Here is a 1,181-nt window from a genome sequence, read left to right as displayed (position 1 = left end):
CTAATATACCGTCTTAAGACGGCCAAGTATTTATGACTAATTTTTTTGCGTGGTTGTTCATTGTTTGGATAGTGTTTGTTTAGATGTTCAGATGATTTTAAAAATAATTATCTAAACAATGATYTGAACAAGAAAAGAGGTTAAYCTATATGTAGCATGGAATTGTYTAAGTGTTTGAATGGTGTTTAGTTTAGATGTTTAGTTGAATTTGAAAGCGGTGATCTGAACAGTGAAGGCTTCTAAACAGTGGTTATCAGCTGAAGAGATGGCCAAACAAGTGAAAGTGTCGGCCATGACTATAAAGCGTAATTGCCAAACWTATAARGATTTTATAAATGTTAAGCAAGGTGAAAARAAYAAGTACTTAATTGATTCATCTTCGTTACCTGTTTTTCTTTTTATAGCTAAGATGAGAAATAAACGAAGTCTCCAATCTGCTCAAATACTCGAACTTTTAGTAGAAGAAGGATTCCCTAAGATTTACGATACAGAGAATATAAACTCTTCTGAACAACAACCCGAACAATCCTTAGAGAATCAAGGGTTTGTTCCTGTTCAGGAGATAGAATCAATGGTGGCTAAAAGAGTCCAAGAAGAATTAAAAAAGCATGAGCATTTCTTAAGTGAATGGACACTCAAACAAGAAGAACAACAGCGARAATTCCAAGAAGTACTTATTAAAAGGTTAGATGATCGAGATCAGAAGTTAATGAGCTCTATAAGGGAATTACAAGAGTCTAAATTAGARATAGCAGCATCTATTGAAGARCCTAAAAAATCCTCCAATAAAAAGTGGTRGGARTTYTGGAAATGAGAAAGATAGCAAAATGMTRRTACAAGAAAAGCCCTCAAAMTTAATWGAGGGCTTTTCTTACATGTGTAGTTGATCATAGYTGTGTTTATAGTTGATAAAAGTGAAAGATATACATGTACACATTTAAAATATCGTATTAGATGGTAATTTGTCCAGTCAAAGGCAAACAAACTAAAAGGCCACCTCTTGAGTGTGTGGTAAGAGAGGTGACCTTTTAGTTACATTTACAAATATAGGGTTAAATGAAATCCAACTTGGAAATCAGCTGGAGTGCCACTATAACATATTCAGATCAAAAATCAATTATTTAGAGGTTAAAGCATATGAATAAAAGGTGCACTTTTTATTCATTCGTTTGGGATATGCC

The 1,181-nt window shown here is 33.1% G+C and carries 1 protein-coding gene; it reads left to right on the top strand.

The window, feature by feature from the left end; genetic code table 11:
* Positions 1-229: 229 nt before the first annotated feature.
* Positions 230-814, top strand: a complete 585-nt coding sequence (locus tag AC1DWA_RS32875; RefSeq protein ID WP_477917591.1) for a DUF3967 domain-containing protein — start codon at positions 230-232, stop codon at positions 812-814.
* The last annotated feature ends 367 nt before the right edge of the window (positions 815-1,181 follow it).

Source organism: Rhodococcus sp. P4_F3_2, from assembly GCF_056401335.1.
This window is presented reverse-complemented; position numbering and strand designations above follow the sequence as displayed.